At 69.8% G+C, this 22,792-nt stretch carries 17 protein-coding genes; 9 read left to right on the top strand and 8 right to left on the bottom strand.

What is annotated here, in order from left to right; translation table 11 throughout:
- The first annotated feature begins 19 nt into the window (after positions 1-19).
- Positions 20-1,018 carry an endonuclease/exonuclease/phosphatase family protein gene (locus tag ABZ192_RS27830; RefSeq protein WP_356927209.1) on the top strand — a complete coding sequence of 333 codons (999 nt, stop codon included), beginning with the start codon at positions 20-22 and terminating at the stop codon, positions 1,016-1,018.
- A gap of 45 nt (positions 1,019-1,063) precedes the next feature.
- Here the strand turns inward: ABZ192_RS27830 and ABZ192_RS27835 are convergent, their stop codons facing one another.
- Entirely contained in the window at positions 1,064-3,157 is a 2,094-nt protein-coding gene (locus ABZ192_RS27835; protein WP_356927210.1) for a PhoX family protein, read from the bottom strand.
- Between the two features lie 280 nt (positions 3,158-3,437).
- On the opposite strand from ABZ192_RS27835, the gene ABZ192_RS27840 reads away from it, so the two are divergent.
- The 4 genes from ABZ192_RS27840 (at position 3,438) to ABZ192_RS27855 (ending at position 7,970) form a co-directional block, all read left to right on the top strand.
- The gene (locus ABZ192_RS27840) at positions 3,438-5,444 is read left to right on the top strand and encodes a VWA domain-containing protein (RefSeq protein ID WP_356927211.1); all 2,007 of its coding nucleotides are present in this window, start codon (positions 3,438-3,440) and stop codon (positions 5,442-5,444) included.
- Between the two features lie 107 nt (positions 5,445-5,551).
- Complete coding sequence (metG, locus tag ABZ192_RS27845; protein WP_356927212.1) at positions 5,552-7,168, top strand: methionine--tRNA ligase; 1,617 nt, start codon at positions 5,552-5,554, stop codon at positions 7,166-7,168.
- Positions 7,169-7,289: 121 nt separating this feature from the next.
- Positions 7,290-7,655 (top strand): PH domain-containing protein, encoded by a 366-nt coding sequence (locus ABZ192_RS27850; RefSeq protein WP_356927213.1) that lies wholly within the window; start codon positions 7,290-7,292, stop codon positions 7,653-7,655.
- 117 nt (positions 7,656-7,772) lie between these two features.
- The gene (locus ABZ192_RS27855; RefSeq protein ID WP_356927214.1) at positions 7,773-7,970 is read left to right on the top strand and encodes a hypothetical protein; all 198 of its coding nucleotides are present in this window, start codon (positions 7,773-7,775) and stop codon (positions 7,968-7,970) included.
- A 69-nt stretch (positions 7,971-8,039) separates the two neighbouring features.
- On the opposite strand, the gene ABZ192_RS27860 is transcribed toward ABZ192_RS27855, so the two are convergent.
- From ABZ192_RS27860 to aspS, 3 genes are all read right to left on the bottom strand, one after another.
- Positions 8,040-9,383: an MFS transporter gene (locus ABZ192_RS27860; RefSeq protein ID WP_356927215.1), complete on the bottom strand. Its 1,344-nt coding sequence runs from the start codon at positions 9,381-9,383 to the stop codon at positions 8,040-8,042.
- 169 nt (positions 9,384-9,552) lie between these two features.
- Positions 9,553-10,455 (bottom strand): intradiol ring-cleavage dioxygenase, encoded by a 903-nt coding sequence (locus tag ABZ192_RS27865; protein WP_356927216.1) that lies wholly within the window; start codon positions 10,453-10,455, stop codon positions 9,553-9,555.
- 128 nt (positions 10,456-10,583) lie between these two features.
- Entirely contained in the window at positions 10,584-12,347 is a 1,764-nt protein-coding gene (gene aspS, locus ABZ192_RS27870) for an aspartate--tRNA ligase (RefSeq protein ID WP_356927217.1), read from the bottom strand.
- 157 nt (positions 12,348-12,504) lie between these two features.
- Here aspS and ABZ192_RS27875 point away from each other — a divergent pair, with 157 nt between their 5' ends.
- A complete protein-coding gene (locus ABZ192_RS27875; RefSeq protein WP_356927218.1) occupies positions 12,505-14,643 on the top strand; it encodes a SpoIIE family protein phosphatase in 2,139 nt (712 codons plus the stop codon).
- A 4-nt stretch (positions 14,644-14,647) separates the two neighbouring features.
- Here ABZ192_RS27875 and ABZ192_RS27880 read toward each other — a convergent pair whose 3' ends face one another.
- The 3 genes from ABZ192_RS27880 to ABZ192_RS27890 all read right to left on the bottom strand — a co-directional run bounded on the left by ABZ192_RS27880 (position 14,648) and on the right by ABZ192_RS27890 (position 18,465).
- Positions 14,648-15,751: an AI-2E family transporter gene (locus ABZ192_RS27880; RefSeq protein ID WP_356927219.1), complete on the bottom strand. Its 1,104-nt coding sequence runs from the start codon at positions 15,749-15,751 to the stop codon at positions 14,648-14,650.
- Positions 15,752-15,816: 65 nt separating this feature from the next.
- The gene (locus ABZ192_RS27885) at positions 15,817-16,794 is read right to left on the bottom strand and encodes a pirin family protein (protein WP_356927220.1); all 978 of its coding nucleotides are present in this window, start codon (positions 16,792-16,794) and stop codon (positions 15,817-15,819) included.
- Positions 16,795-16,965: 171 nt separating this feature from the next.
- Positions 16,966-18,465 carry an MFS transporter gene (locus ABZ192_RS27890; protein ID WP_356927221.1) on the bottom strand — a complete coding sequence of 500 codons (1,500 nt, stop codon included), beginning with the start codon at positions 18,463-18,465 and terminating at the stop codon, positions 16,966-16,968.
- Between the two features lie 143 nt (positions 18,466-18,608).
- On the opposite strand from ABZ192_RS27890, the gene ABZ192_RS27895 reads away from it, so the two are divergent.
- Positions 18,609-19,379: a TetR/AcrR family transcriptional regulator C-terminal domain-containing protein gene (locus ABZ192_RS27895; RefSeq protein WP_356927222.1), complete on the top strand. Its 771-nt coding sequence runs from the start codon at positions 18,609-18,611 to the stop codon at positions 19,377-19,379.
- A 21-nt stretch (positions 19,380-19,400) separates the two neighbouring features.
- Here ABZ192_RS27895 and ABZ192_RS27900 read toward each other — a convergent pair whose 3' ends face one another.
- Positions 19,401-19,865: an SseB family protein gene (locus ABZ192_RS27900; protein WP_086560757.1), complete on the bottom strand. Its 465-nt coding sequence runs from the start codon at positions 19,863-19,865 to the stop codon at positions 19,401-19,403.
- Between the two features lie 122 nt (positions 19,866-19,987).
- Between ABZ192_RS27900 and ABZ192_RS27905 the strand changes: the two genes are divergently transcribed.
- Both ABZ192_RS27905 and ABZ192_RS27910 read left to right on the top strand, forming a co-directional pair.
- A complete protein-coding gene (locus tag ABZ192_RS27905; RefSeq protein ID WP_356927223.1) occupies positions 19,988-20,809 on the top strand; it encodes an intradiol ring-cleavage dioxygenase in 822 nt (273 codons plus the stop codon).
- Positions 20,810-20,943: 134 nt separating this feature from the next.
- Positions 20,944-22,770 (top strand): acyl-CoA dehydrogenase, encoded by a 1,827-nt coding sequence (locus ABZ192_RS27910; protein WP_356927224.1) that lies wholly within the window; start codon positions 20,944-20,946, stop codon positions 22,768-22,770.
- Positions 22,771-22,792: the final 22 nt, after the last annotated feature.

Raw genomic sequence — 22,792 nt, forward strand, 5'->3', positions numbered from 1 at the left:
GCGAACGGAAGGCCGGGCCTTGGACACCGCCGCTGCCGAGTGGACCGCCACCGACGGGCCGGGCCGGCGTCCGCCCCGACGCCGGGCCGGCGCCTGGTGCGCCGCCCTGCTGTTCGCCGGGGTCAGCGTGGCCGTCGGCTTCCGGACCGCCGACAGCGACGGCATCACGCCCGTCCCGCAGCTCCTCGCCTTCCTCCCCTGGCTGCTCGCCCCCACCGGCCTGGCACTGCTGCTCGCCCTGCTGTCCCGGTGGTGGCTCGGGACGGTCTGGGGCGTCCTCCTGCTCGGCCTGCTGGCCTGGTTCATCGAGCCGTACGGCAAGGTCGGCGACCCCGCCGGCCGCCCGGTCGCCGACCTGCGCGTGCTGACCTCGAACGTCGAGTTCGGGCAGGGCACGGGACCTCTGGTCGCCTCTGTCCGCCGCGAGAAACCGGACCTCGTCTTCGTACAGGAATGCGAGTACACGTGCGACGCGCGCCTGAAGGAAGAGCTGGCGCAGGACTATCCGCACCGCCGGGCCGTCGAGGGCGGCGGCTCCGAGGGCTCCGTCATCCTCAGCCGCTTCCCGCTGCGGCCCACCGACGGCGTCCCCGGCACCATGGGCATGCCCGGGGCGGTCGCCGACGTCGACGGCCATCCCGTACGCCTCCAGCTCGCCCACCCGATGCCCCCGCTGCCCGGCCAGCTGGACCTGTGGCGCGCGGAGCTGGACGCCCTGCGCGACGCGGCCGCCGCCGACCCCGGCACGCCCCTCGTCCTGGCCGGCGACTTCAACGCCTCCCAGGACCACGCCGCCTTCCGCCGCATCCTCGACACCGGCCTGAGCGATGCCGCCCGCCTGGACGACGCCGACCGCACGGCCACCTGGCCGGCCCGGACCGCGCCGACGTTCGGCACGCAGATCGACCACGTCCTGGTGTCGAAGGACTTCGCGGCCGACCGCACGCGCGTCCTGGACCTGGCCGACACGGACCACCGGGCGGTGGTGACGGACCTGACGCTGCACAAAGGCAGGTAGAGGGCGCCCGTCGGGCGTCCCCTACCTGCTGCTGTCGTGGCTCGGTCAGACGCCGATGTCGCAGCCGTCCGCACGCCACACGGCCACGACCGCCGGCCGGACGTACGTCCCGGGCCCGTCGGGCCAGGTGCTGGCCGGCTTCTCCACGGACGCGCCGTCGATCTCGCCCGGGTGCTGCACGGCGACCAGGACCCGCCGGTCCTGGATGATCGGACCGCAGGTCTCGGCACCCTTCGGCACGGTCAGGAACTGCTTCAGCTCACCGCGCCGCTCACCCCGGGTCGCCACGCCGAACAGGCCGTCGTGCGAGCCGAGCTGGGCGCCGTCGGTGGAGATCCACAGGTTGCCGTAGGGGTCGAAGGCGACGTTGTCCGGGCAGGAGATCGGGCTGACGCCGTCCTTCGGGAACCCGGCGAAGTAGGTCGCCGGGTCGTCCGGGTCACCCGCGACGAGGAACAGCGACCACGCGAACCTCGTGCTCTCGGGCCGGTTCCACCGCTCGGTGAGCTCCAGGACGTGCCCGTGCTTGTTGGCGTTGCGCGGATTGGCCTCGTCCGCCTTGGCGTTGGAGCCGACACCACGGTTGGAGTTGTTCGTCAGGGCGACGTACACCTTGCCGGTGACGGGGTTGGGCTCGATGTCCTCGGGCCGGTCCATCTTCGTGGCGCCCACCTTGTCACCGGCGAGACGGGTGAAGACGAACACCTCCTCGGCGCTCATCCCCTCCACGTGCGAGACCGCACCGTCGGCCGTGGCGGTGGCCAGCGGAATCCACTCGCCGCTCCCGTCGAACTCGCCGTCACCGGGCAGCTTGCCCGTGCCGTCGATCTCGAGGGCGGGGGAGTCGCCGGTGAGCTTGGCGACGTACAGCGTCCCCTCGTCGAGAAGCGACAGGTTGTGCTCACGCACGGCCCGGCTGCTGCCGTGCCGCATCCGCTTGCTGCCGACGAACTTGTAGAAGTAGTCGAACCGCTCGTCGTCACCCGTGTACACGACGGGCCGCCCGTCCGCCGTCATCCTGATGTTCGCGGCCTCGTGCTTGAACCGCCCGAGAGCGGTGTGCTTGCGCGGCGTTGAACTCGGGTCGTACGGATCGAACTCCACCACGTACCCGAACCGATGCACCTCGTTCGGCTCCCGGGCGACGTCGAACCGCTTGTCGAACCGCTCCCACTTGCGCTCGCTGGCCCCGGTCCCGATGCCGTACCGCTTGTCGGTCGCCCGGCTGCTGTTGGCGAAGTACTGGTTGAAGTTCTCCTCGCCGTGCAGGGTCGTGCCCCACGGCGTCACGCCGCCCGAGCAGTTGTTGAGGGTGCCGAGCACCTTCGTGCCGCTCGGGTCGGCGGAGGTCTTCACGAGGTCGGACCCGGCGACGGGCCCGGTGAGCCGGAACTCGGTGGTGGCGGTGACGCGCCGGTTGAGCTGGTGCCGCGGAACGGCGGTCAGCTTCCCGGTCTTCCGGTCCCCCTCGACGACAACGGCGGACAGCCCGTGCGCGGCCCAGGCGATCTCCACCTGCTCCCGGGTCGGATCGGCGGCGTCGTACCCCCGGAACATGAGCACCTCGTCGGTGTACTCATGATTGGCGACGAGCAGCTGCCGGCCACGCTCACCGGGCAGCGGAAGCAGCGCGAGAAAGTCGCAGTTGTACCCGAACTGCCCGGCCTGGGCCTTGGCGGTCTGCTTCTCCGGATCGAAGGCGGGCGCACCGCGCAGGATGGGCTCGCCCCAGCGGATGACGACGTTCTGCCGGTACCCCTCCGGCACGGTCACGGCGTCGGCGGTGTTGGGCGCGACGGGCGCGAACCGCAGCCCGCGCGCGCCCTTGCTCTTCCGCCGGGCGCCCTCGGCGGCGGCACCGGCCGCGCTCGCGTCGGCCGCAGCGGCGCCGGCCTGCGGAGCCTGCGCGACACCCACGGCCCCCGCGCCCGCCGCGGCCACGGTCACCACGGCCGCGGCCCGCATCATCGACCGCCGGCTGAGCGCACCGGCGATGACATCTCCGACGTACTCGTTGGAGCTGGTGTTGGGCACCTCGTGGAAGCAGGCGTCACCACACCGGAAACGACAGGTCAGGGCGGACCGGCCGCCAGGGTGTGATCCGGACGGCGTTCCGATCAACGGCAGCAGCTTGCGCACTTTGCTCTCTCCTTGGATGCCCTTGGTGTCAGCGTGACCGTAGGGGCACATATGTGCGGCAGCCGGGCGCCCGGGTGAACAGCGGGTGAACCTGCGGCACCCTTACGGCAGTTACGGCGATTCAGCACGGCGACACCTTCGCAGGCCGGATGTCCCTCTTGACAGCGCGTACCGCCCACTCCCGACCCTGCCCAAGATCACCCAGGAGGGCCGCTAACCTTACGTGTCCGTCCTGGCCAGGGATTGACGGGCTTCAACTCACGCGAAGGGTTGCGCGCACATGGGCATTCTCACTCTCTTGCGGAACGCGTTCGGACGGTCACGCAAGTCACGGACCGCCGAGGCGGAGGGTGCGGCGCAGACCACGACGACGCCCGAAACCCCGACGCCCCCCGCGACGGACCCGAAGGTCCCGTCCCCCTCCCCGGAACCCACGCCCGGCCCGACGGCAGGCGTCCCCGAACCCCGAGACGAACACGACCTCGTCTCCTTGGCCTTCGACCGCGTGTCGGTCCCCAGGCCCGCGCGGTCTGGGGACGGGGAAGAGGGGGCTGTTGCGGAGCCGGCGGTTGCGGAAGAGCCGGGGGCTGTTGAGAAGCCGGCGGCGGAGAAGCCGCAGGTTGTAGAGGAGCCGGCGGTCGCGGAGAAGCCTGCGGCGGTGGCCAAGGAGCCGGAGGCAGAGGCGGAGGCTGATGCCGAGTCGGCGGTCGAGGAGCCGACGGCGACGGAAGAGGCCACGGCGGAGAAGCCGGTCACCGAGGAGCCGACGGCATCGGAAGCGCCCGAGGGCGCCTCGGAGACCCAGGCACAGGCGGAGCCGGCGGCAGCGGCCGAGGCCAGCGCACCTTCACAGCCGTCGGCCACCGACCCGAAGCCGGACGCCGAGCCCGAGGCACGGCCCGAGACGCCCGCGGTTCCGAAGCCCGACTCCGAGCCGACTGCCGAGAGCAAGCCCACGGCTGAAGCCGACCCCACGGCCGAGTCAGAGCCAACGGCAGCCCCCCAGGCGACGCCCGCTCCGGAGCCCGCTCCCAAGTCGGCGCCCGACACCAAGCCCGAGGCGACCTCCGACGGCAAGCCGCCGACAAAGGCAGACACGCCGACCGAGCTGACCCCGACGGCGGAGACAGCCCCGACGGCCAAGCCGGACGTCCCGGCGAAGGCACAGCCGGACGTCCCGGCGAAGGCAAAGCCGACGGCCAAGGCGAAGGCGGAGCCAAAGGCCGAAGCGGACGCACCGGCCAAGGCAAAGCCGGAGGCCGAGACAAAGCCGGAGGCGGAGCCGACGGCCGATGCCGACGCGCCGGCCGAGACGGAGGCGCCCGCCGAGACCGAGCCGCCCGCCGAGACGGACGCACCGGCCAAGGCAAAGCGCACGGCCAAGACGAAGCCGCAAGCCGAGGCGAAGCCTGCTACCAAGACGAAGCCTGCGGCCAAGGCACAGCCTGCGGCCGAGGCACAGCCTGCGGCCGAGGCCGTGGAAGCTCCCGCAGCCGCCGACGGCGATTCCGCCCCACAGGGGCCACCCGCACCCGACAACGAAAGCAGCACGGGTGGTGCGGGTGGGAACGACACGGCCGAAGCCGAAGGCGAGGCCGAGCCGGACGTCACCACCCCCGCCGTCCCCCTCACCCACCTCAAGACCCGCGCCCCAGGCCTCACCACCGCCTACAAGGCCGCCACCACCACCCTCAAGCAGCACAACCTCACCGGCACCCGAGCCAAGGTCTACCTCGTCCTCGACCGCTCCGCCTCCATGCGCCCGTACTACAAGGACGGCTCAGCCCAGGCCCTCGCCGAGCAGACCCTCGCCCTCGCCGCCCACCTCGACCCCGAGGCCACCGTCCCGGTCATCTTCTTCTCCACCGAACTCGACGGCACCGGCGAAATCACCCTCACCGACCACGAGAACAAGATCGACGACCTGCACGCGGGCCTCGGCCGCATGGGCCGCACCAGCTACCACGCAGCCGTCGAAGCCGTCCTCGCCCACCACGACAAGCAAGCCACCCCCGGCACTCCCGGCACTCCCGCCCTGGTGATCTTCCAGACGGACGGCGCCCCCGACGCCAAGACCCCCGCCACCCAGTCCCTCACCGAGGCCGCCAAGACGCACCCCACCGTCTTCTTCTCCTTCGTCGCCTTCGGCGACCCGGAGAACAAGGCCTTCGACTACCTCCGCAAGCTCAAGACCCCCAACACGTCCCACTTCCTCGCCGGCGAAACCCCCCGCGAGCTCACGGACAAGGAGCTCTACGAGGGCGTACTGGCGAACTGGCGCCCGTAGCACCCACCCGCACAACCCCCCGGGGGGTGGACAGAGGCACAGAGCCCCCTGTCCACCCCCCGAAACACGTGTGAGTCGATCTTCAGCGGACCAGTAGGATTTCGACCATGGCGGCCACTGGATCCGAGAAGCAGGGGGCGAAGGCGTACTACGTCTCGACCCCCATCTACTACGTCAACGACGCTCCTCACCTGGGCCACGCCTATACGACCGTCGCAGGCGACGTGCTCACCCGCTGGCACCGCCAGCGCGGCGAGAAGGTGTGGTACCTCACCGGCACGGACGAGCACGGTCAGAAGATCATGCGCACGGCCGAGGCCAACGGGGTCACCCCCCAGGCGTGGGCCGACAAACTCGTCACCGAAGCGTGGAAGCCTCTCTGGGAGCACCTGGAGATCGCGAACGACGACTTCATCCGCACCACGCAGCAGCGGCACACGGACCGCGTCCAGGAGTTCGTCCAGGACCTGTACGACAAGGGCGAGATCTACAAGGGCGGCTACGAGGGCCCGTACTGCGTCGGCTGCGAGGAGTACAAGCTCCCGGGTGAGCTCCTCGACGGCGAGGGCGACTTCGCAGGACAGAAGCTCTGCCCCATCCACAAGAAGCCGGTCGAGATCCTCAGCGAGGAGAACTACTTCTTCAAGCTGAGCGAGTACGGGGAGAAGCTCCTCGCCCACTACGAGGCCAACCCCGGCTTCATCCAGCCCGAGTCCGCGCGCAACGAGGTCGTGAACTTCGTACGCCAGGGCCTGCAGGACCTCTCCATCTCCCGCTCGACCTTCGACTGGGGCGTCCCGGTCCCGTGGGACGACAAGCACGTGATCTACGTGTGGGTCGACGCCCTGCTGAACTACGCCACGGCGGTCGGCTACAACGAGAACCAGGCCAAGTTCGAGGAGACCTTCCCGGCCGACGTCCACCTCGTCGGCAAGGACATCCTCCGCTTCCACGCGGTGATCTGGCCCGCGATGCTGATGGCTCAGGGCCTTCCCCTCCCCGGCAAGATCGCGGCCAACGGCTGGCTGATGGTCGGCGGCGAGAAGATGTCGAAGTCGAACCTGACCGGCATCAAGCCGCAGGACCTGACCTCGCACTTCGGCGTGGACGCGTACCGCTGGTACTTCCTGCGCGCGATCGCCTTCGGCCAGGACGGCTCCTTCTCCTGGGAGGACTTCTCCGCCCGCTACACCAGCGAGCTGGCGAACGACTACGGCAACCTCGCGTCCCGCGTCGCGGCGATGGTCGGCAAGTACTTCGGCGGCGAGCTGCCGGCGTCGGCGGCCGGCGGCGAGGCGGAGCAGGCGATCCACGAGGGCCTGGCGAAGGCCGTCGCGGAGGCGGACCGCCGGATCGGCGAGGAGCTGGACTTCCAGGGCGGCATCCTGGCGGTCTTCGACTTCGTCAAGCAGGTCAACGGCTACATCACCGAGCAAGAGCCCTGGAAGGTCGCGAAAGACACCTCCGACGAGGGCAAGGCCCGCCTCGCCACGATCCTCTACACGGCCGCGGAGTCCCTCCGCGCGGTGGCGGTCCTGTTGAACCCGGTCATGCCGGACACCTCCCAGAAGCTCTGGGACTCGCTCGGCGCGGAGGCCTCCCTCGGCGCCCTCGCGGACCAGAAGATCGGCGAGGCCGGCGAGTGGGGCAGGCTCCCGGCCGGCACGACGGTCACGAAGGGCGCGGTCCTCTTCCCGCGCCTGGAGGAAAAGCCGACGGCGTAACCGTCGTAACACGCTCGCTACAGCACGGGTCCGGGAGAACGAGAACCTTCTCCCGGGGCCCGTGCTTTGCGAAGATCGCGGGAGACCGGCCACCCGGCCGCCATCACACCGGGGGACTCCCATGGCACTGTTCGGCAACGCACACACCATCGACCCGGCATCGGCCCAGCACGACTACGCCCGCCTCCTCGGCCACGGCGAACAGGTCCACGCCGCGTTCCTCCTCATCCGCGACACCATCCTCTTCACCGACCGCCGCCTGATCCTGATCGACAAGCAGGGCATCACCGGCAAGAAGGTCGAGTACCACTCGGTCCCGTACCGCAGCATCACCCACTTCGCGGTGGAAACGGCCGGCACCTTCGACCTGGACGCCGAACTCAAGATCTGGATCTCCGGCACCCCGGCCCCCATCGAGAAGACCTTCACCAAGGGTGTCGACATCTACGAGGTCCAGGCGATCCTGACCCAGTTCGTGGCGAGGTAGCAGCACTCCAAGAGGGGAACGCTTTTGCCGCTCTCGAAAGAGTGCACGCAACCTCGTTCGCCGAGTACGCCGCCCCCTGATGGTCCTCGCTTGCGCGCATGTGCCCGGGAACCGGCGATGGCCACGTTCTCGGCCATCGTGCACAGCGAAAGCGAGGCCGAGTCCATCCTGAGCGTGCTGAAGAAGCGCGGCATCCCCGTCCCCGAGGCCACCCGCGACCGCATCACCTCCTGCACCGACCTCGACACCCTCACCCTCTGGTTCGACCGCTCCCTGACGGCCACGGCGGTGGAGGATCTGTTCGCCGAGGAGTGATGACCTCCCGACGAGGCCGGGGCCCGCTCCCATGACAAGGAGCGGGCCCCGGTCCGGAGTCGGCTCGGGTCAGCTCACGGCCGTCTTCCCCGTCACCGCCGCACGATCCCCGGCGCCCGCCTGCGGCCCCCTGTGGGTGTGCCGTACGAACGCTACGCCCACCACCGCCAGGATCGACGCCGCCGACAGCGTGTACAGACCCCCGTTCGTGCTGCCCGTCGTGTCCTTGAGGTAGCCGAAGAGGGTCGGGGACACGAAACCGCCCAGGTTTCCGATGGAGTTGACCAGTGCCAGGCCCGGCGCGGCGATCTTCAGGTCGAGGCCCGACTGGGCCATCGGCCAGAACAGTGTGGCCGCGCACTTGCCGCCCACCGCGGCCAGGGTGAGGGCGGCCAGGCCGAACCAGGGCGAACCGAGCGTGGCGAGGAACGTGCCGGTGGCCGAGAGGACCAGGGCGATCGCCAGGTAAGGGCGACGGTCGGGGGCGCGGTCCGTGAAGTGGGCCATCGTGTACATCGCGATCACCGCGCAGATCCAGGGGATCGCCGACAGCAGACCGATCTGGAAGGAGGACAGTCCGCCGATCTCCTCCACCAGGCTCGGCAGCCAGAACGTGATCGCGTAGCCGGTGAGCGCCATCGCGAAGAAGACCGCGGTCAGGACGGCGACCTGGGGGTGGAAGATCAGCTTCATACGTGACACCGACGGCGCTCGGTCACGGGCCTCCTTGTCCCGCGCCACCGCCTCGGTCAGCGCGTCCTTCTCCTCCTGCGTCAGCCACTTCGCGTCCTGGATCCGGGAGACGAGGAAGAACCCGGCGATGAAGCCGACCAGGATCGAGAAGGCACCCTCCAGGGCGAACATCCACCGCCAGCCCGCGACACCGCCCGCCCCGTGCAGCTCCAGCAGCGCGCCGGTGATCGGGCCGGTGACGATGTACGCCGTGGCCGATCCGCCCAGGAAGATCGCACTGGCCCGGCCCCGGCTGGAGTCCGGCAGCCACTGGGTGAAGTAGAGGAGCACACCGGGGAAGAAGCCGGCCTCCGCGACACCGAGCAGGAAGCGCAGGCCGTAGAACATCCACACGTTGTGGATGAAGCACATCGCCACGATCACCGCACCCCAGGTGATCATGATCCTGGTCAGCCAGACCCGGGCCCCGAACCGCTCCAGGAGCATGTTGCTCGGCACCTCGAACAGGGCGTATCCGATGAAGAACAGGCCCGCGCCGAGCCCGTAGGCCGTGGCGCTGACCCCGACATCGGCCCGCAGTTCGTTCTGGACGAATCCCACGTTCGTCCGGTCCATCTGGTTGACCAGCAGCATCAGGACCAGGATCGGAAGCATGCGGCGCAGGAATTTGCCGACCGCACGCTGCTCGGCCTCGGGTATGGCTGTTGCGGCGTCTGACATCGTTGTCTCCCTCGACGTGCACATACATGAACAGCAGTCACGTACGCGTTCCCGAAGGGACTTTATGGAGGCTTAACTTCCGGGTCAACGGGTTGAGCAGAAGTCCATGTATGTGAATGTGGGCGGACGACCGTACACGTCCGCCCCACACACGTCCGTCAGACGTCCGTCAGCCCGTGGGGTCGACCCCTATGGTGAGGCCGGCGACCACACCCTTGGAGACGGCGTTCTTCCTGTACTGGACCTTCAGCAGCCCGCCCTGGGTGCCGTTGCCCGGGTAGATGGTGTCCTCGTCGAGGGTCGTGCGGGTCGTGGTGTTGGTCGAGTACGGCTCGACCTCGGCGGAGGCCAGCACGGACTCCTCGTCGAAGAAGAGCTGACCGGTGTGGCAGGTCGTGCCGCCCTCGTAACCGGCGTCGGTCCAGGTGCCGTTCACATGCACCTTGGTGTGGATGTGCACGCAGCGGCCCTGGTACCAGCCGGGGAAGACCGTACGGAACTCGACGAGCCCCCGCTTGTCCGTCCGCCAGGTGCCGCGCAGATAACGCTCGTCGTCGGTGGGCTCCTGGTGCCCGCCGCCACCGCCACCGTCCGGGGGCGCACCCGTGGGCGTGCCGGTCGGCGTACTTGTCGGCGCACCCGAGGGCGGCGTGCCGCCCCCGCCGCCCCCGTTGCTCATCGACTCGTACCCCGAGTAGACCCCCAGCGCGTTGCAGTGCCAGATGTCGACGGCGGCGTTCGCGAGGGGCTTGCAGGTCTCGGAGTCGATCACCTTGAGGCGCAGAGTGAGCGGGATGCCCTCCTGGTCCTCGGTGACGTCCCGGCGGAGCTTGTCCGCATCGATGTAGTAGGGGCCTTCGGTGGTTTCGGAGGTCAGCTCGTAGCAGACCTCACCCGCACTCCCGCTGGCCTTGACCGGAGCGGCCTCCGTCCCCTCCCCGGCGAACGCGCCCGCCGCGAACGTACCGCCGACGCCCGCCGCCACCACCGCGCCGGCGCCCGCGGCAACGACCTTGCGGCGTGTCAGATCCCTTTTGTGCTTCGGCCCTTGGGCCGCTTCCTGTCCCGTCATGAGAAGGGAAGCTAGGGAGCCCGTCTGTCAGGAGCCTGGGTAAGGACTGAGCAAGAGCTGGGCAAGAGCCCCGGTTACGAAAATGGCCCGGAACCGACGCCGGTTCCGAGCCACTCCCTCCAGAACGCCTACTTCGGCTGCGGCTTGCGCACCGACAGGTGCAGCTCCTTCAGCCGTGCCTCCTCCAGCTCCGTCGGCGCGCCCATCATCAGGTCCTGGGCGTTGCCGTTGAGCGGGAAGGCGATGGTCTCGCGGATGTTGGGCTCGTCGGCGAGCAGCATCACGATGCGGTCGACGCCCGGGGCGATGCCGCCGTGCGGCGGGGCGCCGAAGCGGAAGGCGCGCAGCATGCCGGCGAACTTCTCCTCGACGGTCTCGCGGTCATACCCGGCGATCTCGAAGGCCTTGAGCATGATCTCCGGCTCGTGGTTCCGGATCGCGCCGGAGGAGAGCTCGACGCCGTTGCAGACGATGTCGTACTGCCAGCCGAGGATGTCCAGCGGGTCCTGGGTCTCCAGGGCCTCCAGGCCGCCCTGCGGCATGGAGAACGGGTTGTGCGAGAAGTCGATCGCGCCGGTCTCCTCGTCCTTCTCGTACATCGGGAAGTCGACGATCCAGCAGAAGCGGAAGACGTTCTCCTCGAAGTGCCCGGCACGCTTGGCGGCTTCCACCCGCACCGCGCCCATGATCTTGGAGACCTCGTCGAACTCGCCCGCGCCGAAGAAGACCGCGTGCCCGGCGGCCAGGGAGAGCCGCTTGGTGAGCTCCGCGACGTTGTCCTCCGTCAGGAACTTCGCGATCGGGCCCGACAGCGAACCGTCCTCGGCGACGCGGACCCAGGCCAGGCCCTTGGCGCCCTGCGAGACGGCGTAGTCGCCGAGCTGGTCGAAGAACTTGCGGGGCTGCGCGGAGACGTCCGGCACCGGCAGGGCGCGGACGTGCTTGCCGGCGAAGGCCTTGAACTCCGAGCCCTCGAAGATGTCGGTGATGTCGACGAGTTCGAGCTGGGCGCGCAGGTCGGGCTTGTCGGAGCCGTACTTCAGCATCGCCTCGCGGAACGGGATCCGCGGGAACGGCGAGGTGACGTGACGGCCGCCGCCGAACTCCTCGAACAGCTCGGTCATCAGCTTCTCGACGGGCTGGAAGACGTCCTCCTGCTCGACGAAGCTCATCTCGATGTCGAGCTGGTAGAACTCGCCCGGCGAGCGGTCGGCGCGCGCGTCCTCGTCGCGGAAGCAGGGCGCGATCTGGAAGTAGCGGTCGAACCCGGAGATCATGAGCAGCTGCTTGAACTGCTGGGGCGCCTGGGGGAGGGCGTAGAACTTGCCGGGGTGCAAGCGGGACGGGACGACGAAGTCGCGGGCGCCCTCGGGGGAGGTCGCGGACAGGATCGGCGTCGCCATCTCGTTGAAGCCGAGGGCCGTCATCTTGTGGCGGATCGCCGAGATGACCGCCGTGCGCAGCATGATGTTGCGGTGCATGCGCTCGCGGCGCAGGTCCAGGAAGCGGTACTCCAGGCGCCGCTCCTCGTTGACCCCGTCCTCGGTGTTGATCGTGAACGGCAACGGGGCGGCCGCCCCGAGCAGCTCGACCTCGCCGACCTCGACCTCGATCTCACCGGTCGGCAGGTCGGGGTTGATGTTCTCGGCGCCGCGGGAGACGACCTTGCCGTCGACCCGGACGGTCGATTCCTTCGACAGCTTGTCGAGGGCCTCGTAGGCGGGGGTGCCGGGACGGGCCACGAGCTGCGTGATGCCGTAGTGATCGCGCAGATCGATGAAGAGGATGCCGCCCAGGTCGCGCCGATTGTGCAGCCAGCCACTCAGCCGGACGTCGGTGCCGACGTCAGAGGAGCGGAGCTCGCCGCAGGTGTGGGACCTGTACCGATGCATCGTCGTTCATCCAGTCTTCGCTGATCGGGGTCTGTGTTTCACGTGAAACTGGTCCCCAGCGTACCGGCCAGGCGAAGATCGACTCTCCTCAGTTAACGATCGAGCACACTTCACTCTTCGGTGGCAGCGTTCGAGCGCGTCTTCATAAAGTAGGTCAATGCGCACTGGCGAGCCCCTGCCCGCCGTGGGGGAGGCTCTCGCAGCCCTCGCGACCGGCCTCTGGCACTGGGACACCGCCACCGGGCTGGTCACGGTCGACGCCGAGGCGGCACGGTTGCTCGGGCTGCCCGCCGAGCAGGTCAGCCTTACGGAGGCCCAGGCCCGGGCCCGGCTGCACCCGGTCGACTGGAACGAGATCACCGGTGTGATCCAGCTCGCCGTCGCCGAGGGCACCCTCGCCGAGGTACGGGTCAGGGTCATGGACGAGCAGGGCCGTATCGTCCGGGTCGTCCGCAGCCGCTCCAAGCCGTCCTTCGACCGGGCCCGCAAGGCGTACCGGCTGATCGGCACCCTCCAGGAAGTCACCGAGCCGACGCCGGGCACGGCGGCCGGGCGCAGCGCGGTCACCGGTGACTGGCGGCGCTCGCGGGAGGCGTTCCTGCTGGACGCGGGCCGGGCGCTGGCCGAGGCGCGCTCCACGCAGGAGGTCCTGCGGGTCACGGCCAATCTGTCGATGCCCGGGTTCTCGCCGGACGGGCTGGCGGTGTTCGGTGTGGAGGGCGACCGGCTGACGATCATCGGGCACCACGGGCAGCAGCAGGGCGACGACAGCCCGTTCTCCGACATGGCGCTGGACACGGACTACCCGGCCGCCGAGGTGGTGCGCACCGGCCGTGCGGTGTACCTGTCCTCCCCCGAGCAGTACAAGGCCCGCTACCCGCTGACCTGGCCGCTCGCCCAGCGCTTCGGCCGCCGGTCCTGGGCGTTCCTGCCGCTGACCGTGGCCGGCCGCACGATGGGCGCGTGGATGGCGGCGTTCACCTATCCGGTCGCCTTCACACCGGACGAGCGGTCCGTGCTGGCGACCGTGGCGCGGATGCTGGCCCAGGCGCTGACCCGGGCGGGCGTGGCCGAGAGCGAGCGGGCGCTGACCGACGGGCTCCAGCGCACGATGCTGCCGAGGCTGGGCCCGCAGCGCATCCCGGGCATGAGTGTCGCCGCCCGCTACGTCCCCACCGGCGGCGGTCTCCAGGTCGGCGGCGACTGGTACGACGTGATCCCGCTGCCGAGCGGACGGTTCGCGCTGGTCATCGGTGACGTCCAGGGACATGACGTGCGGGCGGCGGGCCTGATGGGCCAGCTCCGCATCGCCCTGCGCGCCTACGCCTCCGAGGGGCACCGCCCCGACGCCGTCCTCTCCCGCGCCTCCCGTTTCCTGCACGGCATCAGCGACGAGGACCCCACCGACCCGCGCTTCGCGACCTGTGTGTACGTCGAGGTCGATCCGGCGAACGGCGTGCTGGACATCGCCCGGGCCGGGCATCCGGACCCGGCGATCCGGATGTCCGACGGCACGGTGCTGACGCGGCCGACGTCGGGCGGCCTGCCGCTGGGCATCGACCCGGACGCCGACTACCCCACGACCCGGCTCGTCCTGGAGTCCGGCGAGACCATGCTGATCTGCACGGACGGCCTGATCGAGACCGGCGGCCACGACCTGGACTCCGGCTGGCGGCGGCTGCGCGAGATCCTGGAGGACCACAAGGGTGATCTGGAGGAACTCGCCGACACCCTGGTGCAGGCCGTGCACGGGCCGTCGTCGCACCACACCACCGGCCCGCTGATCGACCGCCGTGAGGACGACATCGCGCTGCTGCTGCTGGGCCGGGAGGACGAAGGGTGCGGCTGCGGCGACACCGTGCTCGTGCGGGCCCCCGTGCGGCGCACGATGCTCACGGTCGCGCAGGCCGAGCCGGAGCGGATCGCGGTGGCCCGGCAGCAGCTGCGCGAGCTGCTGCACGACTGGACCTCCCCCGACCAGCTCGACTCGGCGGTGCTGCTGCTGTCGGAGCTGCTGACGAACGTCCTCGTGCACACCGACTCCGACGCGCTGCTCGTCGCGGAGATCACCGGCGAGGTGGGTGAGCGGCGGCTGCGGATCGAGGTCACCGACACCGGCGACGATCTGCCGCACAAGCGCAGACCCGGGGAGCTGGCGTCCTCCGGCCGCGGCCTGGTGCTGATGGAACTCCTCGCGCACGCCTGGGGGGTGGATCCGCGCGGCGAGGGCAAGAGCATCTGGTTCGAGCTCTACGAGTCAGTGGACGGCTCGGGCGACGGCTCCTGGTCGCCGTAGCGGATCACGACGTCCCGGACGCCGACGGCTCCTGGCTCTCGTAGCGGCTGCGGAGCTCCTGGAAGACGCCGAAGGCGGCCGCGGTGAGCGGTACGGCGAGCAGCATGCCGAGCACTCCGGCGACCGACGCCCCGGCCGTGATCGCCACCATCACCACCGCCGGGTGCATCTGCACGGTCCGGCTCTGGATCAACGGCTGGAGCACGTGCCCTTCCAGCACCTGCACCGCGAGCACCACGCCGAGCACCCACAGTGCGATGACGAACCCCCGGTCGGCGAGCGCGACCAGCACGGCCACGGCTCCCGAGATGAAGGCGCCGAGGTAGGGGATGTAGGCCCCGACGAAGACCAGCGCCCCCAGCCCGGCCGCCCCGGGCACGTCGAGGACGAGCAGTCCGACGGTGATGCAGAGCGCGTCGATGAGCGCGATGAAGGTGGTGCCGCGCATGAAGCCCTCGACGGCGTGGAAGGCCCGCCTGGCCATGGCCTCCAGGGTGTCGGCCGAGTCACGCGGGGACAGGGCCCGCAGCGTCCCGGCGGCCTTGTCGGAGTCGCGCAGGAAGAAGAAGACGAGCAGCAGCGCGAGCACGGCCATGGCGATGGCCTCGCCGACCACGCTGACCCCGCTGATCACGCCGGAGGCGGCGGAGCCGCCGAACTTGCCGAGCAGTTCCCGGGCGTTGGAGGCCAGGTCGTCCAGCGAGGTCCCGGCCGCCCCGAAGCGCTCGGAGATACCCCGGGCGGCCTGTTTGAGGGAGGCGACGATCTCGTCGCCCGTGTCGATGAGCGCGGCGACCACGATGTACACGGCCCCGCCGACCACGGCGACGACGGCGACACAGGTGAGCCCGGCCGCGACCGACCGCTGCACGCCGGCCTTCACCAGCCGCCGGTGCAGCGGCCCGAGCAGCGCCGTCCCGAGCAGCGCGAGCAGCACGGGCACGACGGCGGTCCGGAACTCGTCGCACAGCCGGATCCCGACGTAGACGACCCCGGACACGAGCAGCAGCAGCGCGCACCAGGCGGCGAGCCGCCGGAGGGGATCCGGGAGGAGCGGCCTGAGCCCGGACGGGTCGGGACCGGAAGGGGCTGGGTCGGAGTCCTGCACACCTCCACCCGACCACGCCGGGGGCGGGCCGTCCCGTCAGGACGACCCGCCCGGGTGACAGTCCGTCAGTCCTGCGGTCCGCTCGCGGTCATGCCGTGCACCGCCGGGACCGTCCCCAGCCGGCCCTTCTGGAAGTCCTCGAAGGCCTGCATGAGTTCTTCCTTGGTGTTCATCACGAACGGGCCGTAGTGGGCCATCGGCTCGCGGATCGGCTGCCCGCCGAGCAGGACGACCTCCAGGTCCGGCGTGTGGGAGTCCTGCTTCTCGTCCGCGCGCACGGTCAGCGAGGAACCGGCGCCGAAGACGGCGGTCTGGCCCATGTGGACCGGGCGCCGCTCCGTGCCCACGCTGCCGCGTCCGGCCAGGACGTACGCCAGGCCGTTGAAGTCCTCGCGCCACGGCAGGGTGAGCTCCGCACCCGGGGCGAGGGTCGCGTGGATCATCGTGATCGGGGTGTGGGTGATGCCGGGGCCCGCGTGCCCGTCCAGCTCACCGGCGATGACCCGCAGCAGCGCGCCGCCGTCGGGGGTGCTGAGCAGCTGGACCGAGCCGCCGCGGATGTCCTGGTAGCGCGGGGCCATCATCTTGTCCCTGGCCGGGAGGTTCACCCACAGCTGGAGGCCGTGGAAGAGCCCGCCGGACATGACGAGATGCTCCGGTGGCGCCTCGATGTGCAGCAGACCCGAGCCCGCGGTCATCCACTGGGTGTCCCCGTTGGTGATGGTGCCGCCACCGCCGTTGGAGTCCTGGTGGTCGAAGATCCCGTCGATGATGTACGTGACGGTCTCGAAGCCGCGGTGCGGGTGCCACGGCGTGCCCTTGGGCTCGCCCGGCGCGTACTCCACCTCGCCCATCTGGTCCATCATGATGAACGGGTCGAGATGGCGGTAGTTGATCCCCGCGAACGCCCGGCGCACCGGGAAGCCCTCACCCTCGAAACCGCTCGGGGCGGTCGTGACAGCGAGCACGGGACGTGCCACGGCATCGGTCGGCGCGGTCACGCGGGGCAGCGTCAACGGGTTCTCGACGGTCACAGCAGGCATGTCGGTTCCTCCTCGTGTACACCCAGTTTAGTTGAGCGTTGAACTTTCTGCCACCCCTAACGGAGAAAACCGGGTGGGCATTCCCGGGCGACGGCGCAGCGAACCACGGGACAGGGGCATGACGAAAGACCGGCTCCCCGCAGGGGGCGCCGGCCCTTGTCACGACCCGTGTCAGGCGACCAGCTCGGGCTTCTCGCTCCCGGCCGGAGCGGGCTCGGCCTTGCGGTCCCGCATCACCACCGTGGCCACGACGGCTGCGGCCAGGACACCGATCGCGCTGATCGTGAAGGTCGTCGACATCGAGGCCGTGAAGGCCTCCCGGGCCGCCCGCACCAGACCCGGGTCGCCGCCCGAGACCGCCAGGGCCCCGCCGATGGACTCCCTGGCCTGCCCGGGAGCACCGGCCGGCATCTCGTCCGTGTAGCCACCGGAGAGCAGCGAGCCGAGGATCGCGATGCCGAGGGCGGTGCCGGACTGCTGGATGGTGTCGTTGAGGGCCGAGCCGACGCCGGCCTTCTCCTCCGGGATGGTGCTCATCAGGGCGGCGACCGCGGCCGGCATCGCCAGACCGGCTCCCAGGCCCAGGATCCCGAGGGCCACGGCCGGGACCGTGAAGCCGCTGTCGGCGGTGAGCGTGGTCAGCAGCCCGAAGGAGGCGGTCATCAGCAGCATCCCGGCGAGGATGACGAACCGGTTGCCCACCTTCACCGCGAACTGCGCCCCGGCCGCGTTGCCGGCCAGCGCGGCCACCGCCAGCGGCAGGAAGGCCAGGCCCGCCTTGACCGCGGACCAGCCGAGCACGAACTGGAGGTACTGGGTCAGGACCAGCAGCAGACCGGCGTTGCCGATCTGGACGAGCGCCAGGGAGAGCGATCCTCCGCTGAAGTTGCGGTGCTTGAAGAGGACCAGCGGGACCATCGGCGAGCGTGTGACGTTCTCCCAGACCACGAAACCGGCCAGGGCGGCCACCGCGGCGGCCAGGACGAGGAGGGAGCGGCCGCCGAACGCGCCGTGCTGCGGGATCTCGATGATCCACCAGACCAGGGCCGTCATCCCCACCGCCGACAGCACCGCGCCCAGCGGGTCCGGCTTGTGCCAGGGCGCCTTCGACTCCGGCATCAGCAGCACACCGGCCAGCAGCGCGAGAGCGACGATCGGCACGTTGATCAGGAAGATCGCCTGCCAGGCGAAGTGGTCGATCAGCACACCGCCGAGGACCGGGCTGCCGACCAGACCCAGCATCGACACCGAGCCCCATGCCGCCATCGCCTTGGGCCGCTCGTCCTCGTCGAAGACGGTGATCAGGATCGACAGCGTCGACGGCATGATCAGCGCCCCGCCGACCCCCATCGCGATCCGCACCGCGATCAGCTCACCCGGGGTGGAACAGAACACCGCCCCCAGTGAGGCCGCACCGAACAGCAGCAGGCCGATCAGCATCACCTTCCGGCGCCCGAACCGGTCCCCGAGGCTCCCCGAGGTCAGCAGCAGCCCGGCGAAGACCAGCGTGTAGGAGTCGAGGATCCACTGCATGTCCTGGGCGCTCGCCCCGATGTCCTCGGTCAGCGCGGGCACCGCGACCGTGAGCGCCATGTTGTCGACGACCAGCACGAGCGTGCTCAGGCACAGCACGATCAGGATCCACCAGCGCCGTGGGTTGCGAGCGTCCATTCCGTTTCCCCTCCTGCGAACACCGTTCCTTCGGTGCGAACACTGTACGCACAACGGAACAGTGTGCGCAATGCTGGAGTCCCGTACGCTGATTGCGCACGCCGTTCGCGCGAAGGTGCCGCAGGTCCCCGCAGGAGGAGCAGATGAGCCGCAGCAAGACGACGGACAAGAACCCGATCCCGTCCGTATGGGCCCGCGAGCAGCGCCGCGCCGACCAGCCCGCGCTGAGCCGGGACGCGATCGTGCGGGAGGCGATCGCGATGCTCGACGCGGACGGCATCGAGGCGCTCAGCATGCGCAAGCTCGGCGCCCGCCTGAACGCCGGCGCGACCTCGCTGTACCGGCACGTCGCCACGAAGGACGAGCTGATGGAACTCGCGGTGGACGAGGTCGCCGCCGAGATCCACGTCCCGCCGGCCGACAGCCCCGACTGGCGCGCGGCCGTGACAGCGGCGGCGGAGTCCTTCCGTACGACGGCCCTACGGCACCCCTGGCTGACCCTGGTCCTGGGCCAGGCCGGGCTCGCCTACCTCGGGCCCAACTACATGAGCTTCTCCGAGCGCCTCGCGGCCCTGTTCACCGCGGCGGGGTTCCCCGAGCCGAGCCGGGCGATCGAGACCGTCTTCTCGTACGTCATGGGCATGAGCAACGCGGAGGCCGCCTGGCTCACCACGGTCGCCCGGTCCGGGGAGACCGAGGCCGACTTCATCGCCCGCCTCATGCCCGCGGCTCAGCGGGCCGCGGCCGACCACACCCACCTGGCCATTCCGCACACGGAGGTCGAGGAAGCCACCACCGACCCCGTCGCCCTGCGCGACACGAAATTCGCCTACGGCCTGGAGGTCGTCCTGGACGGCCTGGCCCTGCGCCTGCCGAAGTCCGAGCAGGGGAACCAGCCGTCTGCCGGCGTCTAGCCGTCTGCGAAGCAATGGCGTCTAGCCATACATCCGGCGCATCGCGAACTCGACCATCTGCTCGACGGCCTTCGCGTCGAACACCATGCGGTGCTCGCCCTCCATGTCCAGCACGAAGCCGTAGCCCGTCGGCAGCAGGTCCAGGACCTCGGCGCCGGTGATCACGAAGTACTTGGACTCCTTGCCCGCGTACCGGCGCAGCTCCTTGAGCGTGCTGAACATCGGGATCACCGGCTGCTGGGTGTTGTGCAGGGCGAGGAAGCCCGGGTTGTCACCGCGCGGGCAGTAGACCTTCGACGTCGCGAAGACCTGCTGGAAGTCCTCGGCGGACATCTGGCCGGTCGTGAACGCGCGCACCGCGTCCGTCAGGGAGGGCGGGGACGGCTCGGGGTACAGCGGCGGCTGCTGTCCGTACCCGCCGGACATCGGCTGCTGCGGAGGGGCGTACTGCCCTTGCGGGCCCGCTGTCTGGTCGTAGCCGTACATGAGCGCAAGAGTACCGAGCGCGGCCGGGCGATCGGGCCGGTACGGCAGGCCCGGAAAACCGACAGCGAGTTGACAGCGCCGGCGCTGTGGATCGCCGCGCCCGGCGCTCGTAGCGTCGGACCATGAACGGACCCCATGACGAAGGCCCCCACGAGCACGACAGGGGCCTGTCCTACGACCTGCCCGTCCTCGCCCGCCGCCGCATGATCCGGCTGATGGCGGGCGTGAGCCTGGTGCCACTGGTGGGCTGTACGGCGGACGAGAAGACCACCGCGTCCCCCTCCGCTTCCTCCCCCTCTTCCTCGTCCGCCGCGTGTGCGGAGATCCCCGAGGAGACGGCCGGGCCCTTCCCGGGTGACGGCTCGAACGGCGTGAACGTGCTGAAGGAAAGCGGTGTCGTCCGCAGCGACATCACGAAGAGCTTCGGCGACTCCGCGGGCGGCACCGCCGAGGGCGTCCCCCTGACGATCACGCTGACGGTGGTGGACGCGGCCTCCGGCTGCGGCACACCGAAGCAGGGCGCCGCCGTCTACGTCTGGCACTGCGACCGGGAGGGCGCCTACTCCCTGTACTCCGAGGGCGTCACCGACGAGAACTACCTGCGGGGCGTCCAGGAGACGGACGAGAAGGGCCAGGTCACCTTCACGAGCATCTTCCCCGGCTGCTATCCGGGCCGCTGGCCGCACGTCCACTTCGAGGTCTACGGCAGCCTGGCGGACGCCACCGCGGCCACGTCGATCACGAACACCTCGCAGCTCGCCTTCCCGAAGGACGTCTGCGACGCGGTGTACGCCACGGACGGCTACGGCGAGAGCGTGCGGAACCTGAGCAGCCTCTCCCTGGAGGACGACGGCATCTTCAGCGACGGTCACGAGCGGCAGCTGGCGGCGATGAAGGGCAGTGCGGGCGACGGCTACACCGCCGCCCTGACCGTTCCGGTGTGACCTGTCACAGATGACCGGAAGGGGTTGCGTCTTATTACTGGCGGGTAGCATCATCGTAGCTACTTGTTGGTACGTGAACTAGCGCGAGGAGCCAGTGCCTCGCCGATCTCTCTAGGGAGCCGGGAGCCGTCGCCATGGGGCACTACAAGTCGAATCTCCGCGACATCGAGTTCAACCTCTTCGAAGTACTCGGGCGCGACAAGGTGTACGGCACCGGCCCGTTCGAGGAGATGGACGTCGAGACCGCGAAGAGCATCCTGGAGGAGCTGACCCGTCTCTCGGAGAACGAGCTGGCCGAGTCCTTCGCCGACGCCGACCGCAACCCGCCGGTCTTCGACCCGGAGACCCACACCGCGCCGGTCCCTGCCTCCTTCAAGAAGAGCTACCAGGCCTTCATGGACTCCGAGTACTGGCGTCTCGGCCTGCCCGAGGAGATCGGCGGCACCACCGCGCCCCGCTCCCTGATCTGGGCGTACGCCGAGCTCATCCTGGGCGCCAACCCGGCCGTGTGGATGTACTCCTCGGGCCCCGCCTTCGCCGGCATCCTCTTCGAGGAGGGCAACGAGGTCCAGAAGCACATAGCCAAGATCGCCACGGAGAAGCAGTGGGGCTCCACGATGGTGCTCACCGAGCCCGACGCGGGCTCCGACGTGGGCGCCGGCCGCACCAAGGCCGTGCAGCAGGAGGACGGCTCCTGGCACATCGAGGGCGTGAAGCGGTTCATCACGTCCGGTGAGCACGACATGTCGGAGAACATCCTCCACTACGTGCTGGCCCGCCCCGAGGGCGCCGGCCCCGGCACCAAGGGCCTGTCCCTCTTCCTCGTCCCGAAGTACCTCTTCGACTTCGAGACCGGCGAGCTGGGCGAGCGCAACGGCGTCTACGCCACGAACGTCGAGCACAAGATGGGCCTGAAGGCCTCCAACACCTGCGAGATGACCTTCGGCGACCAGCGCCCCGCCAAGGGCTGGCTGATCGGCGACAAGCACGACGGCATCCGCCAGATGTTCCGCATCATCGAGTTCGCCCGCATGATGGTCGGCACGAAGGCGATCTCCACGCTGTCCACGGGCTACCTGAACGCGCTGGAGTACGCCAAGGAGCGCGTCCAGGGCCCGGACCTCGCCAACTTCATGGACAAGACCGCGCCCAAGGTCACCATCACGCACCACCCGGACGTGCGCCGCTCGCTGATGACGCAGAAGGCGTACGCGGAGGGCATGCGCGCCCTGGTGATGTACACCGCCTCGATCCAGGACGCCATCCAGATCAAGGAGGCCGCGGGCGAGGACGCCTCGACCGAGCACGCGCTGAACGACCTGCTCCTGCCGATCGTCAAGGGCTACGGCTCGGAGAAGGGCTACGAGCAGCTCGCCCAGTCGCTGCAGACCTTCGGCGGCTCCGGCTTCCTGCAGGAGTACCCGATCGAGCAGTACATCCGGGACTCCAAGATCGACACCCTCTACGAGGGCACCACGGCGATCCAGGGCCAGGACTTCTTCTTCCGGAAGATCGTCCGCAACCAGGGCGCCGCGCTGAACTCCCTCGCCGAGGACATCAAGAAGTTCCTGGCCCTCGGCACGGGCGGCGAGGAACTGGCCGGGGCCCGCGAGCACCTCGCCAAGGCCGCGGTCGAGCTGGAGGCCATCGTCGGCCTGATGCTCACGGACCTCGCGGCCACCGAGCAGGACGTCAAGAACATCTACAAGGTCGGGCTGAACACGACCCGCCTGCTGATGGCCTCCGGTGACGTCGTCGTCGGCTACCTGCTGCTCAAGGGCGCCGCGATCGCCGCCGAGAAGCTGGAGACCGCCTCCGCCAAGGACAAGGCCTTCTACACCGGCAAGATCGCCGCGGCGAAGTTCTTCGCGGCCAACGTCCTGCCGGGCGTCACCCTGGCCCGCAAGGTCGCCGAGGGCGTCGAGCTGGACCTGATGGAGCTGGACGAGGCCGCGTTCTGATCCTCACGTCCTCCGTTCGAGG

The sequence above is a fragment of the Streptomyces sp. NPDC006235 genome (assembly GCF_040613735.1).
Classification (GTDB): domain Bacteria; phylum Actinomycetota; class Actinomycetes; order Streptomycetales; family Streptomycetaceae; genus Streptomyces.

Coding starts and splice junctions, on each gene's coding strand:
- aspS (WP_356927217.1), bottom strand. CDS start 12,347: ATGCATCGGTACAGGTCCCACACCTGCGGCGAGCTCCGCTCCTCTGAC.
- ABZ192_RS27860 (WP_356927215.1), bottom strand. CDS start 9,383: ATGTCAGACGCCGCAACAGCCATACCCGAGGCCGAGCAGCGTGCGGTC.
- ABZ192_RS27905 (WP_356927223.1), top strand. CDS start 19,988: ATGAACGGACCCCATGACGAAGGCCCCCACGAGCACGACAGGGGCCTG.
- ABZ192_RS27895 (WP_356927222.1), top strand. CDS start 18,609: ATGAGCCGCAGCAAGACGACGGACAAGAACCCGATCCCGTCCGTATGG.
- ABZ192_RS27900 (WP_086560757.1), bottom strand. CDS start 19,865: ATGTACGGCTACGACCAGACAGCGGGCCCGCAAGGGCAGTACGCCCCT.
- ABZ192_RS27840 (WP_356927211.1), top strand. CDS start 3,438: ATGGGCATTCTCACTCTCTTGCGGAACGCGTTCGGACGGTCACGCAAG.
- metG (WP_356927212.1), top strand. CDS start 5,552: ATGGCGGCCACTGGATCCGAGAAGCAGGGGGCGAAGGCGTACTACGTC.
- ABZ192_RS27865 (WP_356927216.1), bottom strand. CDS start 10,455: ATGACGGGACAGGAAGCGGCCCAAGGGCCGAAGCACAAAAGGGATCTG.
- ABZ192_RS27855 (WP_356927214.1), top strand. CDS start 7,773: ATGGCCACGTTCTCGGCCATCGTGCACAGCGAAAGCGAGGCCGAGTCC.
- ABZ192_RS27875 (WP_356927218.1), top strand. CDS start 12,505: ATGCGCACTGGCGAGCCCCTGCCCGCCGTGGGGGAGGCTCTCGCAGCC.
- ABZ192_RS27910 (WP_356927224.1), top strand. CDS start 20,944: ATGGGGCACTACAAGTCGAATCTCCGCGACATCGAGTTCAACCTCTTC.
- ABZ192_RS27885 (WP_356927220.1), bottom strand. CDS start 16,794: ATGCCTGCTGTGACCGTCGAGAACCCGTTGACGCTGCCCCGCGTGACC.
- ABZ192_RS27850 (WP_356927213.1), top strand. CDS start 7,290: ATGGCACTGTTCGGCAACGCACACACCATCGACCCGGCATCGGCCCAG.
- ABZ192_RS27890 (WP_356927221.1), bottom strand. CDS start 18,465: ATGGACGCTCGCAACCCACGGCGCTGGTGGATCCTGATCGTGCTGTGC.